Annotated in this window: 2 protein-coding genes; one reads left to right on the top strand and one right to left on the bottom strand. The window is 62.0% G+C overall.

Annotated features, from left to right (window positions below; all coding sequences use genetic code 11):
- Window positions 1-758, bottom strand: a 758-nt coding sequence (pstS, locus tag ACFWMR_RS10225; RefSeq protein ID WP_378378148.1) for a phosphate ABC transporter substrate-binding protein PstS, incomplete at its 3' end; no start/stop codon positions are given.
- A gap of 378 nt (window positions 759-1136) precedes the next feature.
- Between pstS and ACFWMR_RS10230 the strand changes: the two genes are divergently transcribed.
- Window positions 1137-1649: a hypothetical protein gene (locus tag ACFWMR_RS10230; protein ID WP_378378149.1), complete on the top strand. Its 513-nt coding sequence runs from the start codon at window positions 1137-1139 to the stop codon at window positions 1647-1649.
- Window positions 1650-1753: the final 104 nt, after the last annotated feature.

Here is a 1753-nt window from a genome sequence, read left to right on the forward strand (position 1 = left end):
TCCTTCGCGAACGCGGACTCGACGTAGGTGATCGCGCCGTCGGTGGCCTTGACCGCGCTGGCCACACCGTTGGACTTCTCGGCACCGTTACCGACACCACCGGCGAACTTCTTGCCGTCGCCCTGGGTCCAGGCGCCCTTCGAGGCCGCCTTCAGGTACTTCTGGAAGTTGTCAGTGGTACCCGAATCCTCAGAACGGGAGATGACCTGGATCGGCTTGTCCGGCAGGTTGACGGCCTCGTTGCCCTTGACCGCCTTGATGGCCGCGTCGTTCCACTTGGTGATGCCGCCGTTGAAAATCCTCGCGAGCACCTCAGGGGTCAGGGTCAGCTTGTCCACACCGGAGACCTTGTACGCCACGGCGACCGGGCCGATGACCAGCGGGAGGTTCCACGCGTCCGAAGCGCACCGGGCCTTGGCCTTGTCGGCCTCCTCGCCATCCTTGAGAGGCGAGTCCGAACCAGCGAAGTCGACCTGGTTCGCGTTGAACTGCTTGATGCCGGTCCCCGAACCGCTGGGGTTGTAGTTCACCTTCTGGCCGGAGCACTTGGCGGCGTACTGCTGCACGAAAACGTCGACAGCAGGTTTCTGCGCGGACGAACCCTCCGCTGACAACGGGCTCTTCCCACCACACTCGGCGCCGGACGCCGCGGTCGTGCCCTCGATCTTCTTCGCCGCCGGGTCGGATCCGCAAGCACCGAGTGTGAGACCAACACTGACCACGATGCCGAACACGCCTACGGACCGCATGGCCTTCATACATTTCCTCCACCGGGAAAGTTTCACCGAATCGGTGAAACAAGAATGTTCCATCCAGATCCAAACTCTATGCATCCACGGTGGACAGACGACTTTCAGTAACTGAACAAGAAGTGAACAAGACAGCGCTGTGACCATGAATGCCTCTTCAATCTCCTTGTAGCGCAATGGTTACCAAGCCGTGTCCACCACCGCCGCGAGAGTCCACGATCGCGATATGCCCGTCCAACTATCCAATTCTGCCGACGTCCACATTCAGCGCGTACGCGAAATCCCGCGAAGGGCAGTAAAAGTTGGAGGAAAACTCCACTGTGACCGGCTTTCAAGCGCGTCATCCTTGAGTGAAGATCACTCGAATAACTGAAGGAGCACGGTTCGGTGTTCGGATTGCCGAGCAACAGTCAGCGCAGGCTGGAGCGATATTCGCGGGAGCTGCCGGTCTTCGCCGACCTGTATCGGAAAGCGGAGTCCTCGGGCTCAGTGGCAGAGGTGACACATGCTGGTTGGCGCGCCGGTGCGCGGCTCTGGCCGGGTTCACCAGCCGGGCGGCTGCTCGCCTACAACGACGAGGGCGCGGAGGCGGTGTGCAGGTTCCGACCTGGAGACCGCACGCTCTTCGGGATCCAGACCCGCGGACACCAGATGAATACAGTGGAAAGAGGTTTCGCCATCTGGGGATATCGGCCGGGCGTGTTCGGGGCAGTCGACGCCGGTGTGCCCCGGCTTGAGATCACAGACGTGAACGGCGTCGTCTACCCAGCTGACATCGTCGCTCACACATTCGTCATCGACGTCGACCTCGGACCTTGGGAGCCGCCGGAGCTGACGGTTCGGGTCTACGACAAGGACTGCATGCCTCGCTATGAGGGACCATTGCTGGCAGTGGGATAGACCGGGCGTGTTAGGGGGGGGGCAACCGTTGGCGCCCCCCCTCACCTGCGGTGAACGGCGCGATGGCCCCGATCACCCGACCCGGGAGATATAGCGCATCGCCG

Origin of the sequence: Amycolatopsis thailandensis (assembly GCF_042723255.1) — a bacterium.
Taxonomy (GTDB): domain Bacteria; phylum Actinomycetota; class Actinomycetes; order Mycobacteriales; family Pseudonocardiaceae; genus Amycolatopsis; species Amycolatopsis thailandensis.